General features: G+C 70.8%; 22 protein-coding genes. 15 read left to right on the forward strand and 7 right to left on the reverse strand.

Annotated elements, in window-relative coordinates:
* Positions 1-37: 37 nt before the first annotated feature.
* Together ACFV20_RS14460 and fabF are read left to right on the forward strand one after the other, a co-directional pair.
* Complete coding sequence (locus ACFV20_RS14460) at positions 38-286, forward strand: acyl carrier protein (RefSeq protein ID WP_003989952.1); 249 nt, start codon at positions 38-40, stop codon at positions 284-286.
* Positions 287-373: 87 nt separating this feature from the next.
* Complete coding sequence (gene fabF / locus ACFV20_RS14465) at positions 374-1,645, forward strand: beta-ketoacyl-ACP synthase II (protein ID WP_385656148.1); 1,272 nt, start codon at positions 374-376, stop codon at positions 1,643-1,645.
* A gap of 128 nt (positions 1,646-1,773) precedes the next feature.
* Here the strand turns inward: fabF and ACFV20_RS14470 are convergent, their stop codons facing one another.
* On the reverse strand, positions 1,774-2,268 hold the full coding sequence (locus ACFV20_RS14470; RefSeq protein ID WP_385656150.1) for a DUF3145 domain-containing protein: 495 nt from the start codon (positions 2,266-2,268) through the stop codon (positions 1,774-1,776).
* Positions 2,269-2,527: 259 nt separating this feature from the next.
* On the opposite strand from ACFV20_RS14470, the gene ACFV20_RS14475 reads away from it, so the two are divergent.
* The 3 genes from ACFV20_RS14475 (at position 2,528) to ACFV20_RS14485 (ending at position 6,195) form a co-directional block, all read left to right on the forward strand.
* Positions 2,528-3,415, forward strand: coding sequence for an SGNH/GDSL hydrolase family protein (locus tag ACFV20_RS14475; protein ID WP_385656152.1), 888 nt, complete (start codon positions 2,528-2,530; stop codon positions 3,413-3,415).
* 15 nt (positions 3,416-3,430) lie between these two features.
* Positions 3,431-4,402 (forward strand): aldose epimerase family protein, encoded by a 972-nt coding sequence (locus tag ACFV20_RS14480; RefSeq protein ID WP_385656153.1) that lies wholly within the window; start codon positions 3,431-3,433, stop codon positions 4,400-4,402.
* Positions 4,403-4,920: 518 nt separating this feature from the next.
* Positions 4,921-6,195 carry a pyroglutamyl peptidase gene (locus ACFV20_RS14485; RefSeq protein WP_385656155.1) on the forward strand — a complete coding sequence of 425 codons (1,275 nt, stop codon included), beginning with the start codon at positions 4,921-4,923 and terminating at the stop codon, positions 6,193-6,195.
* Here ACFV20_RS14485 and ACFV20_RS14490 read toward each other — a convergent pair.
* On the reverse strand, positions 6,146-6,973 hold the full coding sequence (locus ACFV20_RS14490) for an EI24 domain-containing protein (RefSeq protein ID WP_385656156.1): 828 nt from the start codon (positions 6,971-6,973) through the stop codon (positions 6,146-6,148). The genes ACFV20_RS14485 and ACFV20_RS14490 overlap by 50 nt on opposite strands.
* A gap of 318 nt (positions 6,974-7,291) precedes the next feature.
* Between ACFV20_RS14490 and ACFV20_RS14495 the strand changes: the two genes are divergently transcribed.
* Positions 7,292-8,437, forward strand: coding sequence for a serine hydrolase domain-containing protein (locus ACFV20_RS14495; protein WP_385656158.1), 1,146 nt, complete (start codon positions 7,292-7,294; stop codon positions 8,435-8,437).
* Between the two features lie 80 nt (positions 8,438-8,517).
* Here the strand turns inward: ACFV20_RS14495 and ACFV20_RS14500 are convergent, their stop codons facing one another.
* Together ACFV20_RS14500 and ACFV20_RS14505 are read right to left on the reverse strand one after the other, a co-directional pair.
* Entirely contained in the window at positions 8,518-8,937 is a 420-nt protein-coding gene (locus ACFV20_RS14500; protein ID WP_385656160.1) for an organic hydroperoxide resistance protein, read from the reverse strand.
* 112 nt (positions 8,938-9,049) lie between these two features.
* On the reverse strand, positions 9,050-10,072 hold the full coding sequence (locus ACFV20_RS14505; RefSeq protein WP_385656161.1) for an NADP-dependent oxidoreductase: 1,023 nt from the start codon (positions 10,070-10,072) through the stop codon (positions 9,050-9,052).
* A 96-nt stretch (positions 10,073-10,168) separates the two neighbouring features.
* Between ACFV20_RS14505 and ACFV20_RS14510 the strand changes: the two genes are divergently transcribed.
* Positions 10,169-10,618, forward strand: coding sequence for a MarR family winged helix-turn-helix transcriptional regulator (locus ACFV20_RS14510; protein WP_385656163.1), 450 nt, complete (start codon positions 10,169-10,171; stop codon positions 10,616-10,618).
* Between the two features lie 72 nt (positions 10,619-10,690).
* Here the strand turns inward: ACFV20_RS14510 and ACFV20_RS14515 are convergent, their stop codons facing one another.
* Positions 10,691-11,662, reverse strand: a complete 972-nt coding sequence (locus ACFV20_RS14515) for a hypothetical protein (RefSeq protein WP_385656165.1) — start codon at positions 11,660-11,662, stop codon at positions 10,691-10,693.
* A 269-nt stretch (positions 11,663-11,931) separates the two neighbouring features.
* On the opposite strand from ACFV20_RS14515, the gene ACFV20_RS14520 reads away from it, so the two are divergent.
* The 8 genes from ACFV20_RS14520 (at position 11,932) to ACFV20_RS14555 (ending at position 22,523) form a co-directional block, all read left to right on the forward strand.
* A complete protein-coding gene (locus tag ACFV20_RS14520; protein ID WP_385656166.1) occupies positions 11,932-13,095 on the forward strand; it encodes a mandelate racemase/muconate lactonizing enzyme family protein in 1,164 nt (387 codons plus the stop codon).
* The gene (locus ACFV20_RS14525; protein ID WP_385656168.1) at positions 13,092-14,096 is read left to right on the forward strand and encodes a zinc-binding dehydrogenase; all 1,005 of its coding nucleotides are present in this window, start codon (positions 13,092-13,094) and stop codon (positions 14,094-14,096) included. Before ACFV20_RS14520 ends, ACFV20_RS14525 begins: the two co-directional genes overlap by 4 nt.
* A 111-nt stretch (positions 14,097-14,207) precedes the next feature.
* Positions 14,208-15,176: a hypothetical protein gene (locus tag ACFV20_RS14530; protein ID WP_385656170.1), complete on the forward strand. Its 969-nt coding sequence runs from the start codon at positions 14,208-14,210 to the stop codon at positions 15,174-15,176.
* A gap of 140 nt (positions 15,177-15,316) precedes the next feature.
* On the forward strand, positions 15,317-16,429 hold the full coding sequence (chvE, locus tag ACFV20_RS14535) for a multiple monosaccharide ABC transporter substrate-binding protein (RefSeq protein WP_385656171.1): 1,113 nt from the start codon (positions 15,317-15,319) through the stop codon (positions 16,427-16,429).
* Positions 16,430-16,476: 47 nt separating this feature from the next.
* Entirely contained in the window at positions 16,477-18,027 is a 1,551-nt protein-coding gene (mmsA, locus tag ACFV20_RS14540) for a multiple monosaccharide ABC transporter ATP-binding protein (protein WP_385656173.1), read from the forward strand.
* Positions 18,024-19,268, forward strand: a complete 1,245-nt coding sequence (gene mmsB / locus ACFV20_RS14545; protein ID WP_385656175.1) for a multiple monosaccharide ABC transporter permease — start codon at positions 18,024-18,026, stop codon at positions 19,266-19,268. The genes mmsA and mmsB overlap by 4 nt, the downstream gene beginning before the upstream one ends.
* A gap of 54 nt (positions 19,269-19,322) precedes the next feature.
* Positions 19,323-20,471 (forward strand): aldose epimerase family protein, encoded by a 1,149-nt coding sequence (locus tag ACFV20_RS14550; RefSeq protein WP_385656177.1) that lies wholly within the window; start codon positions 19,323-19,325, stop codon positions 20,469-20,471.
* A gap of 171 nt (positions 20,472-20,642) precedes the next feature.
* On the forward strand, positions 20,643-22,523 hold the full coding sequence (locus ACFV20_RS14555) for a pyridoxal phosphate-dependent aminotransferase (RefSeq protein ID WP_385656179.1): 1,881 nt from the start codon (positions 20,643-20,645) through the stop codon (positions 22,521-22,523).
* Positions 22,524-22,749: 226 nt separating this feature from the next.
* Here ACFV20_RS14555 and ACFV20_RS14560 read toward each other — a convergent pair whose 3' ends face one another.
* Together ACFV20_RS14560 and ACFV20_RS14565 are read right to left on the reverse strand one after the other, a co-directional pair.
* Positions 22,750-23,808 carry a hypothetical protein gene (locus ACFV20_RS14560; RefSeq protein WP_385656181.1) on the reverse strand — a complete coding sequence of 353 codons (1,059 nt, stop codon included), beginning with the start codon at positions 23,806-23,808 and terminating at the stop codon, positions 22,750-22,752.
* The gene (locus tag ACFV20_RS14565; RefSeq protein WP_385656183.1) at positions 23,805-24,317 is read right to left on the reverse strand and encodes a PPOX class F420-dependent oxidoreductase; all 513 of its coding nucleotides are present in this window, start codon (positions 24,315-24,317) and stop codon (positions 23,805-23,807) included. Before ACFV20_RS14565 ends, ACFV20_RS14560 begins: the two co-directional genes overlap by 4 nt.
* Positions 24,318-24,360 lie beyond the last annotated feature (43 nt).

Genomic DNA, 24,360 nt, shown 5'->3' on the forward strand with positions numbered 1-24,360 from the left:
TGCCACACCCTCTGGATATCTACGAAGGAGCGCCAACATGGCCGCCACTCAGGAAGAGATCGTCGCCGGTCTCGCCGAGATCGTGAACGAGATCGCCGGCATCCCGGTTGAGGACGTCCAGCTGGACAAGTCCTTCACCGACGACCTGGACGTCGACTCGCTGTCCATGGTCGAGGTCGTCGTCGCCGCCGAGGAGCGCTTCGACGTCAAGATCCCCGACGAGGACGTCAAGAACCTCAAGACCGTCGGCGACGCGACCGACTACATCCTCAAGCACCAGGGCTGATCAGCCGATCCGGCCCTGTGGGCTGACTGCCCCGCCACCCGGCGGTGGCGCCGCTTAATCCTCGTGACCGTTGGAGAGAGAATTCCCGTGAGCCCGACCAATCGCACCGTGGTCGTCACCGGTATCGGCGCAACCACACCGCTGGGTGGCGACGCAGCCTCTACCTGGGAGGGCCTGATCGCCGGCAAGTCCGGCGTCAAGCCCCTGGAGCAGGACTGGGCGGCCGACCAGGCCGTCAAGATCGCGGCCCCGGTCGCCGTGGAGCCGACCGAGGTCATCCCGCGGCCGCAGGCCCGCCGACTGGACCGCTCGGCGCAGTTCGCGCTGATCGCGGCCAAGGAGGCCTGGGCCGACGCCGGTTTCGAGGCGAAGGCCGGCGAGGACCAGAACATCGACCCCGACCGGCTCGGCGCGGTCATCGCCTCCGGCATCGGCGGCGTGACCACCCTGCTCGACCAGTACGACGTGCTGAAGGAGAAGGGCGTCCGCCGCGTCTCCCCGCACACCGTGCCCATGCTGATGCCCAACAGCCCCTCGGCCAACGTGGGTCTGGCCGTGGGCGCCCGGGCGGGCGTGCACACGCCGGTCTCCGCCTGCGCCTCCGGCGCCGAGGCCATCGGCTACGCCATCGAGATGATCCGCACCGGCCGCGCCGACGTCGTCGTCGCGGGTGGCACGGAGGCGGCGATCCACCCGCTGCCCATCGCCGCGTTCGGCAACATGATGGCGATGTCCAAGAACAACGACGACCCGCAGGGTGCCTCGCGCCCCTACGACGTCGCCCGCGACGGTTTCGTCCTCGGTGAGGGCGCCGGTGTCGTGGTCCTGGAGTCCGCCGAGCACGCCGCGAAGCGCGGGGCCCGGGTGTACGCCGAGGCGGTCGGCCAGGGCATCTCCGCCGACGCGCACGACATCGTGCAGCCGGAGCCGGAAGGGCGGGGCATCTCGCACGCCCTGCAGAACCTGCTGGACCGCACCGACCTGAACCCGGCCGAGATCGTGCACGTCAACGCGCACGCGACGTCGACGCCGGCGGGTGACATCGCCGAGCTGAAGGCGCTGCGGAAGGTGTTCGGGGACGACGCCGATCACTTCGCGGTGTCCGCGACGAAGTCGATGACCGGGCATCTGCTGGGCGGTGCGGGCGGTGTCGAGACGGTGGCGACCGTGCTCGCGCTGTACCACCGGGTGGCGCCGCCGACGATCAACGTGGAGAACCTCGACCCCGAGGCCGAGGCGAACGCGGATGTCGTGCGGGGTGAGGCTCGGAAGCTGCCCGTGGAAGGCCGCATCGCCGCGCTGAACGACTCGTTCGGGTTCGGTGGGCACAACGTGGTGCTGGCGTTCCGGACGGTTTGATCGCTGAGCGTTGAATGGCCCGAACTCCCTGGGTGGGGGTTCGGGCCATTCGCCGTTTTGTGTCGCGTTGCCTGCCGGGTGCGGGCGGGTGGGGGCTGGTCGCGCAGTTCCCCGCGCCCCTAAAAGACTCATACCACCTGGTGGAGCCAGCGGACCGGGGCGCCTTCGCCCGCGTAGCGGAAGGGTTCCAGTTCGTCGTCCCAGGGCTTGCCGAGCAGCTTGTCGAGGTCGGCTTCCAGGTCCGTCTCCCCCTGGCGGCTGCGCTGGAGGGCCGCTCTGAGCCGGTCCTCGGGGATGAGGATGTCGCCGTGGATGCCGGTGACGGCGTGGTAGATGCCGAGGTCGGGGGTGCAGCTGTAGCGCTCGCCCTCGGCGGTGGGGCAGGGTTCCGCGGTGACCTCGAAGCGCAGCAGGTGCCAGCCCCGGAGCGCGGAGGCGAGTTTGGACGCCGTGCCCGCCTGGCCCTGCCAGGAGAACTCCGAGCGCCAGGTGCCCGGGGCGGCCGGCTGGCGGATCCAGTCCAGGCTGACGCGTGTGCCGAGCACCCCGGCGACGGCCCACTCGACGTGCGGGCACAGCGCGCGCGGCGCGGAGTGCACGTACAGAACTCCACGTGTCGTCACCGGAACCTCCGGGCAGAGCGGGACATGGTGCAAACGGGCGGAACGGCTGTGACCGGGCGGGTCACGTTGATGGCGAGGCTACCGTGCGGTGGCGCAAGGAGTGTGACGTACGGTCGGTCCAGGTGCCGGGAAACGCCCGCCATTCACCCAGGGGGACGCTTGTACGGGTGTGAGCCGTTGCACCTGATCGGCCGGGAACCCTCGTGCGTTGTCATGGGTGGGGGAGACAGGCACGGCGTGGCGAGGGGATGGACCAGGGATGCGGATGCGGGGCCGGCGTACACGGGGCGTGGTGGCCGTGGTCGCGGCGGCCGTGCTGGGCGTCGCCGGCTGTGATGCCGTGGGGGGTGATGAGGCCGCGCCGTCGGAGCGTGCGAAGCCGTCACCGAAGCCCACTCCCCTGTGGGACCGCAGCCCGGCGTCCGTCGCGGCCGTCGGGGACTCCATCACCCGCGGGTTCGACGCCTGTGACGTGCTGTCGGACTGCCCGGAGGCGTCCTGGGCGACCGGTGCCAGCCCCGAGGTCGACTCGCTGGCGGTGCGGCTGCTGGGCAGGGCCGGGGCCGCCGAGCGGAGCTGGAACTACGCCGTGACCGGGGCGCGGATGGCCGATCTGCCCGGGCAGGTGGCCCGGGCGGTGCGGCGCGGGCCCCAGTTGGTGACGGTGATGGTGGGGGCCAACGACGCCTGCCGGTCCACGCCCTCGGCGATGACGCCGGTCTCGGCCTTCCGCGCCGACTTCGAGGACTCGCTGAAGTCCCTGCGCAAGGCGCTGCCGAAGGCGCAGGTGTTCGTGGCGAGCGTGCCGAATCTGAAGCGGCTGTGGTCACAGGGCCGTACCAGCCCCTTGGGCAAGCAGGTGTGGAAGCTGGGCATCTGCCCGTCGATGCTGGGCGACGCGGACGCCCTGGACTCGGCGGCGACCCTGCGGCGGGACACGGTGCAGAAGCGGGTGGAGGACTACAACAAGGTCCTCGAGGAGGTCTGCGCCACGGACGAGCGCTGCCGTTACGACGGGGGCGCGGTGCACGACTACCGCTTCGGCACGGCCCAGTTGAGCCGCTGGGACTACTTCCACCCCAGTGTGAACGGACAGGCCCGCCTGGCGGAGATCGCGTACCGCACCGTCACCGCGAAAGGCCCCTGACCTAGAGTTCCGCACATGAACGAACTCTTCGGAACACTTTCCGACGGGACCCCGGTGCACCGCTGGACCCTGGCGAGGGCGGGCGTACGGGTGCGGGTGCTGACGTACGGCGGGATCGTGCAGTGCGTTCAGGTGCCGGACCGGGAGGGCCGGGCCGGTGACGTGGTGCTGGGGTTCCCGGACCTCGACGGGTACCTGGCCCACCCGGAGCCGTACCTGGGCGCCCTGGTCGGGAGGTACGCCAACCGGATCGCCGGCGCCCGGTTCACCCTGGACGGCCGGACGTACGCGCTGGAACCGAACAACGGGCCGAACTCGCTGCACGGCGGGAGGCGCGGTTTCGACCAGCGGGTGTGGGAGGCGGAGCCCGTGGAGAACGGGGTGCGGCTGACCCGGATCAGTCCGCACGGCGAGGAGGGGTTCCCGGGGCGCCTGGAGGTCTCGGCGACGTACACGCTCGACGAGAGCGGGGCGCTGCGGATCGGGTACGAGGCGGTGACGGACGCGCCGACCGTGGTGAACCTGACGAACCACAGCTACTTCAACCTGGCCGGTTCCGGTGACGCGGGCGGCCACGAGCTGCGGCTGGCCGCCTCCCGGTACACGCCGGTGGACGCGGAGCTGATTCCCGCCGGCGGTCCCGAAGAAGTGGCCGGTACGCGCTTCGACTTCCGGGAGGCACGCAAGACCCGCTCCGGGTACGACCACAACTTCGTGCTCGACAAGGGGGTGACGGACACCGCGGTCGAGGTCGCCGAGCTGCACGACCCGGCGTCCGGGCGGGTGCTGACGGTGTCGACCACCGAGCCCGGTCTCCAGCTGTACACCGCCGACCACCTGGGCGAGCCCTTCGCACCCGGGGACGGCGTCGCGCTGGAGACCCAGCACTTCCCCGACTCGCCGAACCGGCCGGACTTCCCGACGACCGTGCTGCGGCCGGGCGAGGTGTTCCGCTCGGAGACGGTGTACGGGTTCGCCACCCGCTGAGCCATCGTTGGCAGACCACGAGCCCCGGCCCGGAGGTCAGGTCCCGGACCGGGGCTGCCTGGTGGGGAACGTGTCCCGTACCAGACGTTAATCGTCGCCGTGACCCTGCGGTCCGTGATCGAGCGTCCGGCCCGGTTCTCGTACGAACCCTTCACAAACGCCCACGATCCGGTCGCCCCGTCCCAGATCCCGAGGGCGCGGCGTGGGAGGTCGGTGTTGATGTCGGTGTTGATGTCGGTGTCGGTGTCCTGCCTCGGCGGCGGGCGAGGTACTCATGACCGCGACCACCGATGCGACGCGATGTGGTGGCGGGCGGACGGCCGAGCAGGGCCGTGTGGCTGCCGCGCAGGGCCGTGCGGTCGCCGGGCCCGGGCTCGGAGTGCCCCTCGTACCGGCGCTTGCGGGGAGCCGGGCTGCATCGATGGCTGAGCCCCACCCATGGCGTGGCCCCCACCCGTCACGCGATACTGCGGCCGTCCGGCACCGACCCCCCACCGCGACGGAAGGCCTGAACCCCCTTGACACGCATACGCGTTCGCCTCGGCCTGCTCGGTCTCGCCCTGCTGACCGGCTTCGCCACCCCGACGGCCGCGAGTGCCGCCCCGGCGGCCCCCTCCCCCACCGTCGAGGAGCAGCGGCTCGACCGGGCCGCGCCCCAGGAGATCCTGCGCCGCTCCGGATTCGACGTCCTCGCCCCGCGGTTGGCGCGAGCTCTCGACTCGGCCCGTTCCTACGGGGAGGCCCGCCGGGCGGTGGCACGCGAGGGCTCGGGGCTGTGGCGGCTCGCCGTCGACCGGGCACAGGGGCGTGGCCCGGCCGCATATCGCGAAGCGCTTCCCTGGAAGGGTGATGGTGGGCGACGGGCGGGCCTGAGCCGGGACGACGACCGGCCTCTGTACTGGGCGCGGCTCGGTATGACGCGTGAGGTGCGCACGTGGGAGCCGCGGTTCGGCCTGACGGGCGGGCAGCGGTCCGCACTGCTCGCGGAGTTGGAGCGCAGCTCGCGCGGTCAGGACTCCGTCCGGTATCCGCACGGCAAGGGCCTGAAGCGGATCCTGCTCACCGGCTTCGACCCGTTCACCCTGGACCGGGACATCCGTATCTCCAACCCGTCCGGCGCCGCCGCGCTGGCCCTCGACGGCACGGTGCTCGAGACGGCGGACGGCCCGGCCCGGATCGAGACGGTGGTGTTCCCGGTGCGCTGGCAGGACTTCACCGACGGCACGGTGGAACGGGCCCTGCGACCGCACCTGCCGCGGACCGACCTGTTCACGACGGTGAGCCAGGGACGGGTCGGGCGGTTCGACATCGAGCGGACCAACGGGGCCTGGCGGGGCGGCTTCGGGGACAACGACAACATCGGCCGCACCGAGACCGTGCCCGTCTCCGACCCGGCCTCGCAGCCGCAGTGGACGACGACGACGCTCCCGCACGCGGCGATCGTCGCCGCCGGCACCGGCCGCTTCCCGGTGTACGACAACACCGCCGTCACCGAGATCCCGGCCGGCGGCTCCCAGCCCGTCGTCCGCCCCGACGGGCCGACGCCCGGTTCCACCGCACGCGCGGGCGGCGGCGGGGACTACCTCTCCAACGAGATCGCCTACCGGGCGACGCTGCTGCGCGACCGGCTGGGGCTGCACGACACGCTCCCGGGCGGGCATGTGCACACGCCGGTGCTGCAGTTCGGCGCCGGGAACACCACCGAGGTCACCGATCCGGAGTTCGTGCGCAACCGGCTGGACATCATCGCCCAGGTGAGGGCCATTCTGAGGGTGGCTGCGGAAGCGTCGTGACGGCCTGGTCGTCCTCCTCGCCGCCCTCACGGATGTCCTCGCCCAGCAGGTCGCGCGCCATGAGGGTGGCGCCCGCCACCGCGCCCGGCATCAGGAACACCGCGACGAACGGCACCAGGAACGCCACGGCGAGCGGTGTGCCGAAGCCCCAGACGAGGGTCCTGCGGGAGCGCAGCAGCGTGAGGCGGGTGCGCAGTTCGACGCTGCGGCGCTGGAGGGCGACGGCGGTCAGTTCCTCGGTGAGGAAGAACCCGGTGACGAAGAACCCGATCACGGGGACGACCGTCTGCCCGGCCACCGGGATGAAGCCGCACGCGAAGAGCAGCACACCCCACAGGGCGGCCCGCACCACGATCCGGAGGCTGTCCCGGGCGGAGATCCACAGTTCGCGCCAGAGCGGCAGCCCCGACTCGGGGGCGTGCCCGTCCGGGGAGACGTCCCGGTCGACCCGCTCCGAGAGGTTCTCGTAGAAGGGCTGCCCGATCAGCAGGGTCACCGCGGTGAAGGTCACGACGGAGAGGAGCAGGCCGAGGGCGAACAGCACGGCGGTCAGGAAGCCGCGGAAGAGTCCGAGCCACGGGCGGGACCAGTCGTCCGCGAACGGCGTCGCCCAGCCCACGAGGTCCTCGCCCCACAGGGCCAGCGCGACGAGCGCGGCCGCGTAGAGGACGAGGGTGATCAGCCCCGGGAGCAGCCCGAAACCGTAGCTCCTGCCGTGCCGGGCCACCCATCGCTGGCCCTTCAGGAGGTACCGGAAACCCGTCCCTAGATCGCGCATGGGGAAACCCTATCCGGGCCCGTGTCGCGTCCTTGACGCGCTCCGGTCACACCGCTGTCACAGGCCGCACGGGGGCGCCGTTGAGTCGAACCGGTCCACCTCGCCGTACCGATCCCGGGAAGACCCGGGAGGAGGGAGGTGTGCGCACCGAGAGAACCGTTGCTGCGAGACCGTGGCCGACCGCCGCCCTCCCCGGCACCGGCAGGCTCGCCGATGCGGCGTCGAACCACTCTTCCGGGACCCTCCCGGAGAGGAATTCCCGCAGGTGGCAGGGGAAATGATCACAGTGGCACAGAGCGCTTCAGTCAAGGAGAGCGGATGACGCAGGAGATCCACGGCGATGTGGCGGACGGTTTCGAGGCGGTGCGCGAGGAGTTCGCCGCGTTCGTCGCCGGGGAGCGGGCCGACTACGAGGGGCAGCTGTGCGCCTACGTCCGCGGCCGGAAGGTCGTCGACCTGTGGGCGGGGACCGAGGCCGACGCCCTCTACGGTGTGTTCTCGTCCACGAAGGGCGCCGCCTACCTGGTCGTGGCTCTGCTCGTCCAGGACGGCACGCTCGAACTGGACCGCAAGGTGACGTACTACTGGCCGGAGTTCGCGGCCGAGGGCAAGGGCGTCCTGACGCTGCGGGACCTGCTGGCGCACCGGGCGGGGGTGGTCGGTACCGACACCGGCTTCACGCTCGCGGAGCTGGCCGACGACCGTCAGCTCGCGGAGCGCCTCGCCGACCAGCGGCCGTTCTGGCGCCCCGGTACGGCCTTCGGCTACCACGCGCTGGTCGCCGGCGCCCTGGTCGGCGAGGTCGTACGCCGGGCGACCGGCCGGCCGCTCCAGGAGGTCTACCAGGAGCGCGTCAGGCTCCCGTACGGGCTGGACTTCCATCTGGGGCTGTCCGCGTCCGAGGAGCCACGCTTCCGCAGCACCCAGCCGATGGAGCCGACCGACGAGCAGCGGGCCGTGCTCGACGCCACGCCCACGGGACCGCACGCTCTGGCCTCGATCGCGTTCAACCGCAACGCGGCGGAGCCGACCGACCTCGCCTCCCTCCCCAACATGCCGCTGGTCCGGGCGAAGGGCCCGGCATCGGTGGGCGGGGTGGCGTCCGCGCGGGGGCTGGCGCGGATGTACGCGGCGGCGATCAGCGAAGTGGGCGAACAGCCGGCGCTGCTGAAGCCGGACACCGTCGCGGAGTTCGGGCAGTTCCACTCGGCCGGCTACGACCTGGTGGCCCGGGCCCACAAGTCGTTCGGGCTCGGCTTCCAGACGACGGCTGACACGTGGCACCCGTTCCTCGGCGCGGGGACGATCGGGCACAGCGGCGCGGGCGGCTCCCAGGCCTTCGCGGACCCGTGGAGCGGCCTGGCCTACGGCTACACGCGCCGCCGGTTCGCCTTCCCGGGCGGTGCGGCCCCGGAGAACGACCGGCTGGCCCGCTCGGTCCACACGGCGGCGCTGGCTCTCTAGGGGTGGCGGGCGGCCCGGGCACGGGCGGAGGCCGCACCCCACGTCCAAGGGTGCGGCCTCCGCGTAGGCAACGAGCGTGGTCAGACCAGCGTCACGGTGATGTTGCCGCGGGTCGCCTTCGAGTACGGGCAGACCTCGTGGGCCTTCTCGACCAGGGACCGGGCGGTCCCCCGGTCCACCTTCGGGATGTCCGCCGAGATCTCGACGATGATCCCGAAGCCGTCCCCGTTCTTGCCGAGGCCGACCTTCGCGGTGACGGTCGAACCGGAGAGGTCGGCCCCCTCCTGACGGGCGACGACACCGAGAGCCCCCTGGAAGCAGGCGCTGTACCCGGCGGCGAACAGCTGCTCCGGGTTGGTGCCGGCGCCGCTTCCGCCCATCTCCTTCGGCGGGTTGACGACGACGTCGAGCCTGCCGTCGTCGGTGGCGACCCGGCCGTCGCGCCCGTTCTCGGCGGTGGCGACGGCGGTGTACAGGACGTCGGACTGCTGGATCGGCATGCGGTTGTGTTCCTTAGGTCGTCCGCCGCGGCTCGCGCCCGGGCCGGGACGGATTCGGAAACAAGTTACCGCATGCCGGAATCCACAAGGAAGGCGTCCGGGGTTGACGGCGTCAGAGCTTGACGATCATCTTCCCGGTGTTGTCGCCGCGCAGCACGCCGAGGAACGCCTCCAGGTTGTTCTCGATGCCCTCGACGACGGTCTCGCGGTACTTCAGCTCGCCGGAGGCGACCCAGGGGGCGACCTCCTGGACGAACTGCGGCTGCAGGTCGTAGTGGTCACCGACCAGGAAGCCCTCGATACGGCCGCGGGTCGCGATCAGGCGGGCGAGGTTCCTCGGGCCCGGGGCGGGCTCGGTGTCGTTGTAGACGGAGATCATGCCGCAGACGGCGATCCGGCCGCCCTCGTTGAGGGAACCGATGGCCGCCTCCAGGTGGTCACCGCCGACGTTGTCGAAGTAGACGTCGATGCCGTCGGGGGCGGCGGCGCGCAGCTGCTGGGCGACGGGCCCGTCCTTGTAGTTGAAGGCGGCGTCGAAGCCGTACTCCTCCTTGAGAAGCTTCACCTTCTCGTCCGAACCGGCGGAGCCGACGACCCGGGCGGCGCCCTTCAGCTTGGCGATCTGGCCGACCTGGCCGCCCACGGCTCCGGCGGCGCCGGACACGAAGACGGTGTCGCCCTCCTTGAAGGCGGCGGTCCGCAGCAGACCCGCGTAGGCGGTGAGGCCGGTCATGCCCAGCACACCGAGGTACGTCGACAGCGGCGCGGCGTCCGGGTCCACCTTCACGGCGTTCTTGGCGCCGACGACCGCGTACTCCCGCCATCCGAGGAAGTGCAGGACGTGGTCCCCGACGGACAGCCCCTCGGCGTTCGACGCCACGACCTCGCCGACGGCGCCGCCCTGCATGACCTTGCCCAGCTCGAAGGGGGCGACGTAGGACTTCGCGTCGCTCATGCGGCCACGCATGTACGGGTCCACGGAGAGGTACTTGTTCCGGACGAGGACCTGGCCCTCACCCGGCTGCGGTACGTCCACCTCGACGAAGGCGAAGTCCTCGGGCTTGGGCCAGCCGACGGGACGGCTCGACAGGTGCCACTCGCGGCTGACGGCGGGGAGGGCGGGGGTGTCGGTCATGGTGCGCCTTACCTCACTGACTCGATGTTTCAGTACCTGAAACAACCATGCTCCTGAAAATTTCAGGTTGTCAAATAACCGGGTACCCTCGACGGCATGGCCTCCACCACGTCGACACCCCAGGACATGACCGGACACCCGGATCCGCTGACCCTCGAGGTCGTCGAGCTGATCGGGGAGGTCGTGGCCCGGTTCCACGAGGACTACGAGTCGGCTGCGGCGGAGCACTCCCTCACCGGCGCGCAGGCACGGCTGCTCAGTCTGCTGTGTCTCGAACCGCTGCCGATGCGGAGGCTGGCCCAGCAACTGAAGTGCGAGCCGTCGAACGTCACGGGGATCGTGGACCGGCTGGAGGCCCGGGGCCTGGTCGAGCGCCGGCCCGCCCCGGCCGACCGCCGGGTGAAGGTGGCGGCGGCGACGGCCGAGGGGCGCGAGGTGGCCCGGAGCCTGCGGGAGTCCCTGCGCTTCGCCCGCGAACCCCTGGCCGGGCTCTCGGAGGAGGAGCGGGTGGCGTTGCGGGACACACTACGGCGCATGCTGGACTGAGCCGGGGCCGCTTCAGGGTCCCCGTCCGGTGATCTCTGTGTCGGTGACCTCGTAAGGCCGGCCGGGTGAACGTTAGGTGCACCACCACAGGAACCGCTTGCACGGCTCGGAAGCGGAGGGTTCCGGTTCGGGGGCGCGGGTGGTGGGGTCCGAGGTCGGTTCGGGGCCCGGGCCGGAGGTCGGCGGGGCCGCCGTGGGAGAGGGTGCCTGGCCGGTGGGGGCGGCTCCCGACGCCGACTCGGGGTCCTTCGACGGCGCGTCGGCGTCCGGGGACTCCGACTTCTCGTCCTTGGGGGATCCGGAAGCGGACGGCGAGTCGGACGCGGTCGGTGAAGCGGAGCCTGACGGGCCCTCGGCGTCCGCACCCTTCCCGTCCGCACCGCGGCCCGGTTCACCGGTCTCCGGCGCGGCGTCCCCGTCGGCCGACTCGCCCCCGGCCGCGGCAGGCCTGGGTGTCGAACTCGGGGCGTCCATGCCGAGTTCCGCGAGGCTCAGGCCCCCGGCCGCCAGCACGAACCCGGCGGCCACGAACAGGGTCCGGCGCCGGCGGCGGCGGTGGGCCGCGGCCTTGCGGTCACGGCGGCTCGACCCGCCCGGGCCGTCGGCGGACAGGCCACGCCCGCGCCCACGCCGCCGGGCCGCACGCCCCACGTGCTCGCCCTCGCCCTCTTCGTCGCCGTACGCGTCACCGTCACCGTCACGGCTGGACGCGTCACCGTCATCATCGTCGCCGTACGCGTCACCGTCATCGTCACGGCTGGACGCGTCACCGTCATCGGCGTACGCGTCGCGGTCATCGGCGTACGCGTCGCGGTCATCGGCGTACGCGTCGCCCTCGGTGTCGTCGCCACGCGCCGCGCCGCCTGCGCCGTACGCCTCGCCGCCGTCATAGGCGTAGCCGACCTCGCCGTACGCCTCGGCGGGTCCGTGGGCGTGCCCGGCGTGGACCGGGTCGCGTCGGCGCAGCGTTGGGGCGGAGGTGCCGCACCCCGGGCAGGCGAGGGCGCCGTTGAGGTGCCGTCGGCACGGGTCGCAGTAGTCCATGACGCGGGAAGATTAAGTTCCGCGCCGGTCACGTTCCTAGATCCCGCTGTGAAGGTTCTGTAGGGACCCGTCGGACGAGTGGTTTCGAAACTGTCGAAACCGTTATGCGCGCGACCCATTGACACCCCCGGCGCCCGATCCTTACTGTCACGCCAGCATTTCGAACGCATGCCGAAATCTCGAACAGGCGAGGTGCCGGAACGCGTGCGGGACGCTGACGGAACAGACTGAGAAGAACCGAGCCGACGAAGCAGCGAGGGACAACCGCCGTGCGCATCACCGGAATCAGCACACACGTGGTCGGGACGCCGTGGCGCAACCTGACGTACGTCCAGGTGCACACCGACGAGGGGCTCACCGGAGTCGGCGAGACCCGGATGCTGGGACACACCGACGCCCTTCTCGGTTACCTGAGGGAGGCCGAGGCCAACCACATCCTCGGCTCGGACCCCTTCGCCGTCGAGGACCTCGTCAAGCGCATGAAGTACGGCGACTACGGCCGGGCGGGCGAGATCGTCATGTCCGGTATCGCCGTGATCGAGATGGCCTGCTGGGACATCAAGGGCAAGGCCCTGGGGGTCCCCGTCTGGCAGCTGCTGGGCGGCAAGGTCACCGACAAGGTCAAGGCGTACGCCAACGGCTGGTACACCACCGAGCGCACCCCGGAGGCCTACCACAAGGCCGCCCAGGGCGTGATGGAGCGCGGCTACCGGGCGCTGAAGATCGACCCCTTCGGCACCGGCCACTACGAGCTGGACCACGAGCAGACCCTGTACGCGGTCTCCCTGATCGAGGCCGTGCGCGACGCCATCGGCCCCGAGGCCGAGCTGATGCTGGAGATGCACGGCCGGTTCTCGCCGTCGACCGCGGTCCGTCTCGCCAAGGAGCTCGCGCCCTTCAAGCCGGCCTGGCTGGAGGAGCCGGTCCCGCCGGAGAACCTGAAGGCGCTGGAGAAGGTCGCGGCCAAGGTCGACATGCCGGTCGCCACCGGTGAGCGCATCCACGACCGGATCGAGTTCCGCGAGCTGTTCGAGAGCCAGGCCGTCGACATCATCCAGCCCGACGTCGGCCACATCGGCGGCATCTGGGAGACCAGGAAGCTCGCGGCGACCGCCGAGACGCACTACATGCTGGTGGCTCCGCACAACGTGGGCGGTTCGGTGCTGACCGCCGCGTCCCTCCAGGTCGGATTCACCTCCCCGAACTTCAAGATCCTTGAGCACTTCAACGACTTCGCGGACGCGGAGATCAAGAAGGTGGTCAAGGGCGCCCCGCAGGTGAACCCGGAGGACGGCTGCTTCCACCTCTGCGACGCCCCCGGCCTCGGTGTGGAGCTGGACGTCGACGCCGCCGCCGAATTCCCCCAGCAGCAGGCCCGGTTCGACCTCTGGGCGGAGGGCTGGGAACAGCGCAAGCCGAAGGGCTCGCAGTGAGCACCGCGGTCGTCGTCGACGCCCCGGGCGAGCACCGTCTCGTCCCGCACGAGCCCCGGCGGCCCGAGGCCGGCGAGGCCCTGGTGCGGGTGCACGCCACCGGGATCTGCGGCAGCGACCGCGAGGTCTACCAGGGCAACCGGCCCGAGGGCTACGTGCGCTATCCGCTGACCCCGGGCCACGAGTGGTCCGGGACGGTCGAGGCCGTGGGCGCCGGTGTCCCCACCTCCCTCGTGGGCCGCAAGGTGGTCGGTGAGGGCTTTCGGAACTGTCAGGTCTGCGACCGCTGCCACGCGGGCGACACGACCCTGTGCACGGCCGGCTACGAGGAGACCGGGTTCACCCAGCCGGGCGCGATGGCGGCCACGCTGACCCTCCCGGCCCGTCTCCTGCACGTCCTCCCGGACGACTGCGACCTGACGGCCGCGGCCCTCCTGGAGCCCGCCGCGTGCATCGCGGCCGCCGCCCTGAAGGGCAACGCGCAGCCCGGCGAGCGCGTCGCCGTGGTCGGCACCGGCACGCTCGGCATGTTCGCCGTGCAGTTCCTGAAGGCGAACTCACCGGCCGAGCTGCTGGTCGTCGGCACCCGCCGGGACCGTGAGGCCCTGTCACGCCGGTACGGCGCGACGGACTTCCGGACGAAGGACCAGCAACTCCCGGACGACTTCGACGTGGTGATCGAGACGGCCGGGTCCGCGGACGCCGCCCGGATCTCGGCCGGCCTGCTCAGGCGGGGCGGGCGGCTGGTCCTGACCGGCATCCCGGCACCGGACGCCGACGGCCTCGACCCGACCGGCCTCGTCGTACGGCAGCTGGAGGTGCACACCGTCTTCGGTGCGCCGCCGGACGCCTGGGCGCACACGGTGCGGGTGTTCGCCGCCGGTCTGCTCGACCCGCTGCCGCTGGTGACGCACGAGGTGCCCCTCACCGAGTTCTCGCAGGCCATCGAGCTGGTCGGGGCCGGCGATCCCAAGGTGGGCAAGGTCCTGCTCCGCCCCTAGCCGTACGCCGGTACGGGGGCGACCTGACGGCCCCCGTACCGGCGTACACCCAGCCTTGTCCTACCCAGGGCCGCGAACCTCGTCCGAAATATCGAACCGAAGGACATTCCTGTGACCGACGCTTCCGCCACGGCAGCCCGCCGGCCCGGTGAGCCGGCCCTCGCCGCACTGGGCCTGAGCGCACCCGATCCCGATCCCGCCGACACCTCCGCCCACTCCTTCCCCGGCGGCGGCCGCTGGCGCACCGAGATCCCCTCCTGCGAGGGCCCCGAGGCACTCGCGGTGGTACTGAAGGAGGCCTCGCGGCTGGACGTGCCGATCCACCGGATCAGCCAGGGCAGCGGCGTGTGGATGCTGTCCGACGCCGAGATCACCGAGATGGTCGAGTCGACCGGTGAACGCGACATCGAGCTCTGCCTGTTCACCGGCCCGCGCGGCACCTGGGACATCGGCGGGTCCACCCGCACCGACTCGCGGGGGGCCGGTCTGCGCGCCCGCGGCCACGACGCCGTGGCCGGCTGTGTCGAAGACGCCGTCCGGGCGACCGAGTTGGGCGTCAAGTGCCTGCTCGTCGCCGACGAGGGCGTGCTGTGGACGCTGCACCGGGCACGGGTCGCGGGGATCATCCCGGCCGACACGACCCTCAAGGTCTCCGCGCTCATCGGGCCGGTCAACCCGGCGGCCTACGCGGTGTACGAGCGCCTCGGCGCCGACTCGGTCAACGTGCCCAGCGACCTGACGCTCGATCACCTCACCGAGATCCGCCGGGTGTCGGGCGCGCCGATGGACATGTACATCGAGGCACCGGACGACCTCGGCGGCTACGTCCGCATGTACGAGGTGGCCGAACTCATCAGACGCGGGGCCCCGTTGTACCTGAAGTTCGGCCTCTCCAAGTCCCCCGGGATCTACCCGTACGGGCACCACTTGCGGGAGTTGACCCTGGCCACGGCCAAGGAGCGGGTGCGGCGCGGACGGCTCGCCCTGGACCTCCTGGCCCGCCACGGAGCGGACGGCGACATGGCGCCACTGGGGTCGCGCCTGCCGGGCGAACTGCAACGTTTCGAAACCTCGTCATAACGTTCCGGCTACTCGGCTTCACAGAACAAGACAGAGCCAACCAGAATCCACCACATCTCTTCTCGGTCTTTCCGGCACGACCACCCGGAGCGACTTCGCGCCCTCAGACCGAGCCCTGCCACAGATCAAGGATGATGATCATGCGTATCCGCAGAGCCGCAGTCACCGCCATAGCCGGAGCCGCTTCCCTCGCCCTGACCCTGTCCGCCTGCGGCCAGAGCGGCGAGGGCGGCAGCAAGCAGGGCGAAGGGGACACCAAGGGCGCGACCATCGGCATCGCGATGCCGACCAAGTCCTCCGAGCGCTGGATCCTCGACGGCGACTACGTCAAGAAGAACCTGGAGGCCAAGGGCTACAAGCCCAAGCTGGTCTACGGCGAGGACGACCCGGACCAGCAGGTCTCTCAGGTCGAGAACCTGATCACGCAGGGCGTCAAGGCGCTGATCATCGCCGCCATCGACAACAAGTCGATGAACAACGTGCTCCAGCAGGCCAAGGACGCCAATATCCCGGTCATCTCCTACGACCGCCTGATCCTCGGCACGAAGGACGTCGACTACTACGCCTCCTTCGACAACGAGAAGGTCGGCGAGCTCCAGGGCACCTACATCGCCGAGAAGCTGGGCCTGAAGGACGGCTCCAAGAAGGGCCCCTTCAACATCGAGCTGTTCGCCGGCTCCAACGACGACAACAACACGCGCTACTTCTTCGGCGGCGCGATGAAGGTCCTGCAGCCGTACATCGACAAGAAGCAGCTCGTCGTCCGCTCCGGCCAGACCAAGCTCAACCAGGTCACCACCCTGCGCTGGGACGGCGGCACCGCCCAGAAGCGCATGGACGACATCCTGACCTCGGCCTACAAGACCGAGCGCGTCGACGCCGTCCTCTCCCCCTACGACGGCATCTCCATCGGCATCCTGTCCGCGCTGAAGTCCGACGACTACGGCTCCAAGAGCAAGCCCCTGCCGGTCGTCACCGGCCAGGACGCCGAGGTCGCCTCCCTGAAGTCGATCGAAGCGGGCCAGCAGACCCAGACGGTCTTCAAGGACACCCGCGAACTCGCCAAGGTGGCCACGAACATGGTCGACGCCGCGCTGAACGACAAGAAGCCGGAGCTCAACGACACCAAGACCTACGACAACGGCGTGAAGGTCGTGCCCGCGTACCTGCTGAAGCCCGTGAGCGTCGACAAGTCCAACTACCAGAAGGTCGTCATCGACTCCGGCTACCACACGGCAGCCGACCTCAAGTAGGCCCCCGCCACCGACCGACGACTCACCACTGATTGGAAGGCACGACCATGGCGGGACCCGTCCTGGAAATGCGCTCGATCGTCAAGACCTTTCCCGGCGTCAAGGCGCTGTCGAACGTCACCCTGACCGTCCGCCAGGGCGAGGTCCACGCCATCTGCGGGGAGAACGGCGCCGGCAAGTCGACCCTGATGAAGGTCCTCTCCGGCGTCCACCCGCACGGCACGTACGAGGGCGACATCCTCTTCGAGGGAGAGGTCTGCCGGTTCAAGGACATCCGGGCCAGCGAGGAACGCGGCATCGTGATCATCCACCAGGAACTGGCCCTGGTGCCCTACCTCTCCCTCGCCGAGAACATCTTCCTCGGCAACGAGCACGCCACCCGGGGGATCATCAGCTGGACCGAGACCCTGCGGCACGCCTCCGAACTGCTGCGCCGGGTGGGGCTCGGTGACCACCCCGACACCCGCGTCGCCGACATCGGCGTGGGCAAGCAGCAGCTCGTGGAGATCGCGAAGGCCCTGTCGAAGCGGGTGAAGCTGCTCATCCTGGATGAGCCGACCGCCGCCCTGAACGACGAGGACAGCGGCAAACTCCTTGATCTCATCCTGGAGTTGAAGAAGCAGGGCATCACCTCGATCATCATCTCCCACAAGCTCAACGAGATCCGCAAGGTCGCCGACTCGGTGACGATCCTGCGCGACGGCCAGACCATCGAGACCCTCGACGTGAAGGCCCCGGAGACCACCGAGGACCGGATCATCAGCGGCATGGTCGGCCGGGACCTGGAGAACCGCTTCCCGGACCGGTCGCCGCACGAGCCCGAGGAGGGCGCGGCCCCGGCCCTGGAGATCCGCGGCTGGACCGTGCACCACCCCATCGACCAGCAGCGCAAGGTGTGCGACGACGTCTCGCTCCACGTGCGGCGCGGGGAGATCGTCGGCATCGCGGGCCTGATGGGCGCCGGCCGCACCGAACTCGCGATGAGCGTCTTCGGCCGGACCTACGGCCGGTACGCGCGCGGCACGGTCCTCAAGGACGGCAAGGAGATCCGCACCAAGACCGTCCCCGAGGCGGTCAAGCACGGCATCGCGTACGTCACCGAGGACCGCAAGCACTACGGCCTCAACCTCATCGACACCATCAACCGGAACATCTCGCTGAGCGCCCTGGGCAAGGTCGCGAGGCGCGGTGTGGTCGACGAGCACGAGGAGCGGCAGGTCGCCGAGGGCTTCCGCACGTCCATGAACATCAAGGCGCCGACGGTGTTCGAACCGGTGGGCAAGCTCTCCGGCGGCAACCAGCAGAAGGTCGTCCTCAGCAAGTGGATCTTCTCGGGTCCGGACGTGCTGATCCTGGACGAGCCGACGCGGGGTATCGACGTCGGCGCCAAGTACGAGATCTACACGGTCATCGACCAGCTGGCCGCCCAGGGCAAGGCGGTCGTCTTCATCTCCTCCGAGCTGCCCGAGCTGCTCGGCATGTGCGACCGCATCTACACGATGGCCGCGGGGCGGCTGACGGGTGAGTTCTCGCGGGCCGAGGCCTCCCAGGAATCGCTGATGCGTCAGATGACGAAGGACAAAGAGGTAACCCGATGAGCACGGACGTGACCGCCAAGAGCCCGGCCCCCGCGCCGCCGGGCAAGAGCGGAGGGGCCGCGGGCGACGGCCTGTTGCAGCTGGTGCTGGACGGCATGCGCCGCAACATGCGGCAGTACGGCATGCTGATCGCGCTGGGCCTGATCGTGGTCCTGTTCGCCGTCTGGACCGACGGTGACCTGCTGCTCCCGCGCAACGTCTCCAACCTGGTGCTGCAGAACAGCTACATCCTGATCCTCGCGATCGGCATGATGCTGGTCATCATCGCCGGCCACATCGACCTCTCGGTCGGCTCACTGACGGCGTTCGTCGGATCGATGGCCGCGGTGTTCATGGTCAAACAGGATCTGCCGTGGCCGCTCGCCGTGGTGCTGTGCCTGGCCGTGGGCGCGGTCGCGGGTGCCGTCCAGGGGTTCTTCATCGCGTACGGCGGCATACCGTCGTTCATCGTGACCCTGGCGGGCATGCTGATCTTCCGTGGTCTGACGGAGATCTTCCTGGAGGGCCAGACCCTCGGCCCCTTCCCGGACGGGCTGCAGAAGGTCGCCAACGGGTTCCTGCCCGAGGTCGGCCCGAACACGAACTACCACAACCTCACCCTGCTGCTGGGCTTCGCGATGATCGCCTTCGTGATCTTCCAGGAGGTCCGTGACCGCAAGCGGCAGCAGGAGTTCGACCTGGACGTCCCGCCCGCCAAGCTGTTCCTGCTGAAGCTGGTCGCGATCGGCGCCGCGGTGCTGACGCTCACCCTGCTGCTGGCCAGCTACAAGGGCGCCCCGATCGTGCTGCTCATCCTGGGCGTGCTGCTCGTCGGCTTCGGCTACGTGATGCGCAACGCGATCATCGGCCGCCACATCTACGCGATCGGCGGCAACCTCCCGGCGGCCAAGCTGTCGGGTGTGAAGGACAAGAAGGTCACCTTCCTGGTCTTCCTGAACATGGGCATGCTCGCGGCCCTGGCGGGTCTGGTCTTCGCCGCCCGCTTCAACGCGGCCTCTCCCAAGGCCGGCCTCAACTTCGAACTGGAGGCGATCGCGGCCTCGTTCATCGGCGGTGCGTCGATGAGCGGCGGTGTCGGCACCGTGCTCGGCGCGATCATCGGTGGCCTGGTCCTGGGCGTGCTGAACAACGGTATGAACCTCGTCGGCATCGGCACCGACTGGCAGCAGGTCATCAAGGGCCTGGTGCTGCTGGCGGCGGTCGGGTTCGACGTGTGGAACAAGCGCAAGGTCGGTTCGTAAGTCAGATCGGGCCCCGCCGGGAAGGCGGGGCCCTCTCCTTATCGGGAGCCGCACATGGAACTGAACAGACGCACGGTCATCGCGGGAGCGGCGGCAGCGGGCGTGGCCGCCACCACGCTCGGCGGCCCGGCGCACGCCACGGGAGGCAGGAAGCCGGTGAAGAAGCTCTTCGGCAAGCTCGCCGACGGCACCAAGGTCCACAGCTGGTCGCTGGAGAACGGCGGCACCCGGCTGAAGGTCCTCTCCTACGGCGGCATCGTGCAGTCCCTGGAGATCCCCGACCGCCGCGGCCGCTACGCCAACGTCAGCGCCGGCTTCGACAACCTCGACGACTACGTCGCCAAGAGCCCGTACTTCGGTGCTCTGATCGGCCGTTACGGCAACCGCATCGGCAAGGGCACGTTCACCCTGGACGGCAAGGACTACCAGCTGTCCGTCAACGACGGTGAGCAGAGCCTGCACGGTGGTGCCAAGGGCTTCGACAAGCGCGTGTGGGACGTCGAACCGTTCACCAAGGGCTCCGACGTCGGCCTGCACCTGTACTACACGTCCGTCGACGGCGAGATGGGCTACCCGGGCACGCTCAGGACGAAGGTGACGTACACGCTCACCCGGCACGGCGACTGGCGCATCGACTACGAGGCCACCACCGACAAGGCCACCGTGGTCAACCTGACCAGCCACGTGTACTGGAACCTGGCCGGTGAGGGCAGCGGCACGATCGAGGACCACGAGCTGCAGATCGCCGCGTCCCGCTACACGCCCACCGACGCGGGTCTGATCCCCACGGGCGAGCTGGCCGAGGTCGCGGGCACGCCCTTCGACTTCCGCCGGGCCAAGCCGATCGGCCGGGACATCCGCACCTCCCACCCGCAGCTGGTCACCGCCAAGGGCTTCGACCACAACTGGGTGCTGGACAAGGGCATCACCGCCCGGCCCGAGCACGTCGCGACCCTGCGCGACCCGGCCTCCGGCCGGTCCTTGAAGATCGCCACGAACGAGCCGGGCCTGCAGTTCTACTCCGGCAACTTCCTCGACGGCACCCTGACCGGCCCGTCCGGCCGCACCTACCGGCAGGGCGACGCGCTGTGCCTGGAGACGCAGCACTTCCCGGACGCGCCGAACAAGCCGAAGTTCCCCTCGACGGTGCTGCGACCGGGGCAGACGTACCGGACGACGACGATCCACACGTTCGGCTGCTGAGACCGCCGACAGACCTCCGCGGTCCGGGCACATGTTCCGACCGTTCTCCCGACGGTTGAACAGTGTGACCGTGGTCTCCGTATGAAGGGGCGGCCCGCGCTCCCCCGCGCGGGCCGCCCTTAAACGTCGGGTCCGTCCGTCCCCAACGGGTCCGCCCCATACGGAGGTTCCATGGCCGACAACGTCACGTCGCTGTTCCGCAGTACCGCGGCACACAGCCCGTCGATGGCGGCTCTGACACGTGAGGGCGGCGAGGGAGCCGGCCCCGTGGACTTCTGTATCCCCTGCAACCCGTACTTCCCGACCCCGGCCATGTTCGAGGACATGGCGGCCCGGCTGCGCGACATCATCACGTACTACCCGAGCAGCGCCGACACCATCACGGCCGAGCTGTGCAGCCTGCTCCAGCTCCCGCCGCAGTGCGTGGCCATGGGCAACGGCTCGACCGAGCTCATCACCTGGATCGACCACCTGCTGGTCCGCGAGTCGCTCGCCGTCCCCGTCCCCACCTTCGGGCGCTGGACCGACCAGCCCATGGAGACCGGCAAGCGGGTCGACATGTTCCCGCTCCAGGAGTCCAGCGGCTTCGCCCTCGACCTCGCCCAGTACGCCGAGTTCATCCGGGCCCGCGGCACCCGCGTCGCGGTGATCTGCAACCCCAACAACCCCGACGGCGGCTTCCTGCACAAGCACGCCATCGTGCAGTTCATGGACGCCATGGCCGACCTCGACCTGGTCGTCATCGACGAGTCGTTCCTGGAGTTCGCGGACGCCGAGGCCGAGCCGTCCGTCGTCCAGGAGGCGATGCTGCGGCCCAACGTGGTCGTGCTGCGCAGCCTCGGCAAGAACTTCGGCCTGCACGGCATCCGCTTCGGCTACCTCGTCGCCAACCCGGCGCTCGCGGGCCGCATCCGCTCGATGCTGCCGAAGTGGAACCTCAACTCCTTCGCCGAGCACGTCGTCTTCATGCTCAAGGAGCACGGCGCCGAGTACGCGCAGAGCCTGCAGCAGGTGCGCCGCGACCGGCTCGACATGGCCGGCCAGCTGTCCTCCCTGCCCGGTCTGACGGTCTACCCGTCGCAGGGCAACTTCCTCTTCGTGCGCCTCCCCGTGGGCGCCGAGGGCACCGTGGTGAGGGACCGCATGCTCACCGAGCACCGGATCCTGGTCCGCGAATGCGGCAACAAGATCGGTTCGTCCAGCCGCTTCCTGCGTCTCGTGGTGCGCCCCCAGGTGGACGTGCGTCGCCTGGTGTCCGGCCTGGAACAGGTGCTCTACGGGACGTCCAGGAGGGGAGCCGCCGTACCCGAGCTGGGCAATGGGACCAGCTACAGCTCGGGTACGGCGGCCGTGGACCGGCTGGTGAGCGAGACGAACGGGGCGGGCGTACGGGGGCTCGCGGCACAGGCCATGGGGTCGGCGCCGGCGCCGGCTGCCGCGGCGAGGGCCGGGGGGCCGGGACTCGTCGCGGCCCCGGCGGCCGCCGCGGGCACCGGGACGGGCGGCCAGGGGTTCACCGCCGCGCCGGCGCCCCTGCCCGCCGCCGCGAGTGCCGCCCCCGTCGGCGGGCCGGGACCGGCCCCCGCTCCGGCCACCGGCATCGGCATGCCGCTCCCCGCCGCCGCGTCCGCCGCACCGGCGGGTACGGGCGGCGGGATGCCGATGCCGGCCGCGGCCCAGATGCCGCAGCCGCAGATCCCCCAGCAGATCCCCCAGCAGGTGCCGCAATCCGTGCCGCAGTCCGTGCCCCAGTCCGTGCCCCAGCCGATGGCCGCCCCGGCCCCGCCGCTGGCCCCCGCGGCCCAGGCCTCCGTACCGCCGCCGGCCCCCGCGGCCCAAGCCCCGGCGCCGGTCCCTGCTCCGGCGCCGGCTCCTGCACCGTCGCCCCTGGCGGCTCCGTTCACCGGGCCCACGCCGCCCGGCGTCCCCGCCCGCGGCGGCCTGACGGCCGCGCAGGTACGGGGCACGAACGGCCTGACTCCGGCTCCGGCCACGGGGTGGCCCGCGGCCCAGAGCTGGCCCAACGCGGCAGGGATGGGGCAGGCCGGATAGTCCGGCGGGCGCCGGCGGGGGGCGGCTCGTCGCGCGGTTCTCCGCGACCCTGGGCACCCGGGCCGCTGTCAGGCCGGTGGGCGACCGGCCGTCCACTGCTCCGGATCAGGGTGCCGAGCTCGGGTGTGCCGTGCGCACGAAGCCTTGGCGCGTCATCGGTTCGCGCGGCAACCACCGCGCCCCGGGGCGGGGTTCCCACCCCGGGGCTGTCGTCGTTCTGTGTGCGTCAGCCGGTGCGCAGGCCCAGCCCGTAGTACGTCACGTGGTAGCCGTCCACGTACTCCGCTTCGCCGCCGAGGATCAGATCGGTCGGTTCACTCACCCCCGCCGCCCTGGCCGTCGCCACGAGCATCTCGGCGAGGGCGCGGCCCTTGGGTTCGCCGGGACCACCCGCGTCGACCCGCCAGACCGGATCGTCGTCGCTCCAGACCGAGGCCGTGCCCGGATGCTCGGCGACGGTGCCCCAGCCGAGCGAGGCCGCGTCGACATCGTCCGGCGCGAAGCAGCCGATCGACAGCCGTTCCCCGCACGTCACGTCGAAGAGGAGCGGCGCGCTGCCGCGGGCCCGCCCGTAGAACGGCATTCCGAAGCTGACGCCGAGGGCGACGGCCTCGGCGGGCAGGGCCTCCAGGACATCGCCCAGCGACCGGGTGACGGTCTCCCAGCTGTGGGCGGTCCAGCCGCCGGGGAAGCCGAGGCCGGCGTTGGCCGGGTCGCGGTTGCTGCCGAAGAAGCCGCTGATCGCGTGCTCTTCGCCGTGGCCCTGCCGCCAGAACCAGTCCTCGGCCGGGTCGGTGGGTTGCAGGACCAGCTCCGGCCCGGCCTTCCCGGCGCGCAGCTCCAGGGTGTCCGTCCTGCCACGCCAGCGCAGGAAGGGGGCGCCCCAGAGGGGTCCACTCTCGTAGAAGGGGCCCAGCCCTCCGTGCGAACCCATGACGGACGGCCGCCCCAGGGCCTCGGTGAGTTCCTCCCGGGCGGCGCGGAAGGCGGCGGCCTGTGCCGCGGCGTCGGGTGCCGCGATCGCCACCGGTACGGCGAGTTCCACGTAGGACTCGCCGTTGACGTGCCGCTCTTCGTACCGGCCGACCGGGCGCAGGCGGGCGTCTCCCGCGGCCCGGCCGGTGATCAGGACGGGCTGGTCGGCGGTGCCGCCCCGGGCCCAGCCGAGCCCGTCCGCCATGGCCCGCACCCCCTCCGGCGACCAGCCGCCGGTGTCCACCGCGCGAAGTCGGCGGGCGAGGTCCGCGAGTGTGTGTGCGTCGGTGCTGCCCCGTTGTGTGTTCATGCGCTCATCGTGCCGCAGTCCTGTCCCTCGCAGTCCTGTCCCTCGCAGTCCTGTCCCTCGATGTCGAGCGCGGTCCCGTAGAGCCGGTCCACCTTCAGCCTGATGACGACCCGTCGCTCGTCGACGAGGTGCCGCAGGAAGGCGTCCTCGTCCTCCGGTTCGGCGTCCGGCGGAAGCATCGCGAGCAGTTCCCGGCCGACCGGGTCGCCGGGGACCTTCGTGACATCGGAGACCTCGGCGTCCCCCTCGGCGACGGCGAACGACCAGACGTCCCCGCCCTGCACATGCAGTGCCGCGTGCGGGTCGCGCCGCAGGTGCCTGAGCTTGACGCGGTCGGCCGTCGTGGAGAACCGCACGATCCGGGACTCGGGGTCCCAGCTGTACAGCATGGTGGTCAGATGCGGGTGGCCACTGCGCTTGACGGTGGCGAGCGTGCCGAACCGCTGCGCACCGAGCAGGTCGGAGAGGGCCGCGTCGGACAGTGGGCGAGGTGCCGGTCTCTGCGTCATGTCCTCACCAACACCGTTGCGGGGCAGATCATTTCGGAGCGCC

Source organism: Streptomyces sp. NPDC059696 (assembly GCF_042733745.1).
GTDB lineage: Bacteria > Actinomycetota > Actinomycetes > Streptomycetales > Streptomycetaceae > Streptomyces.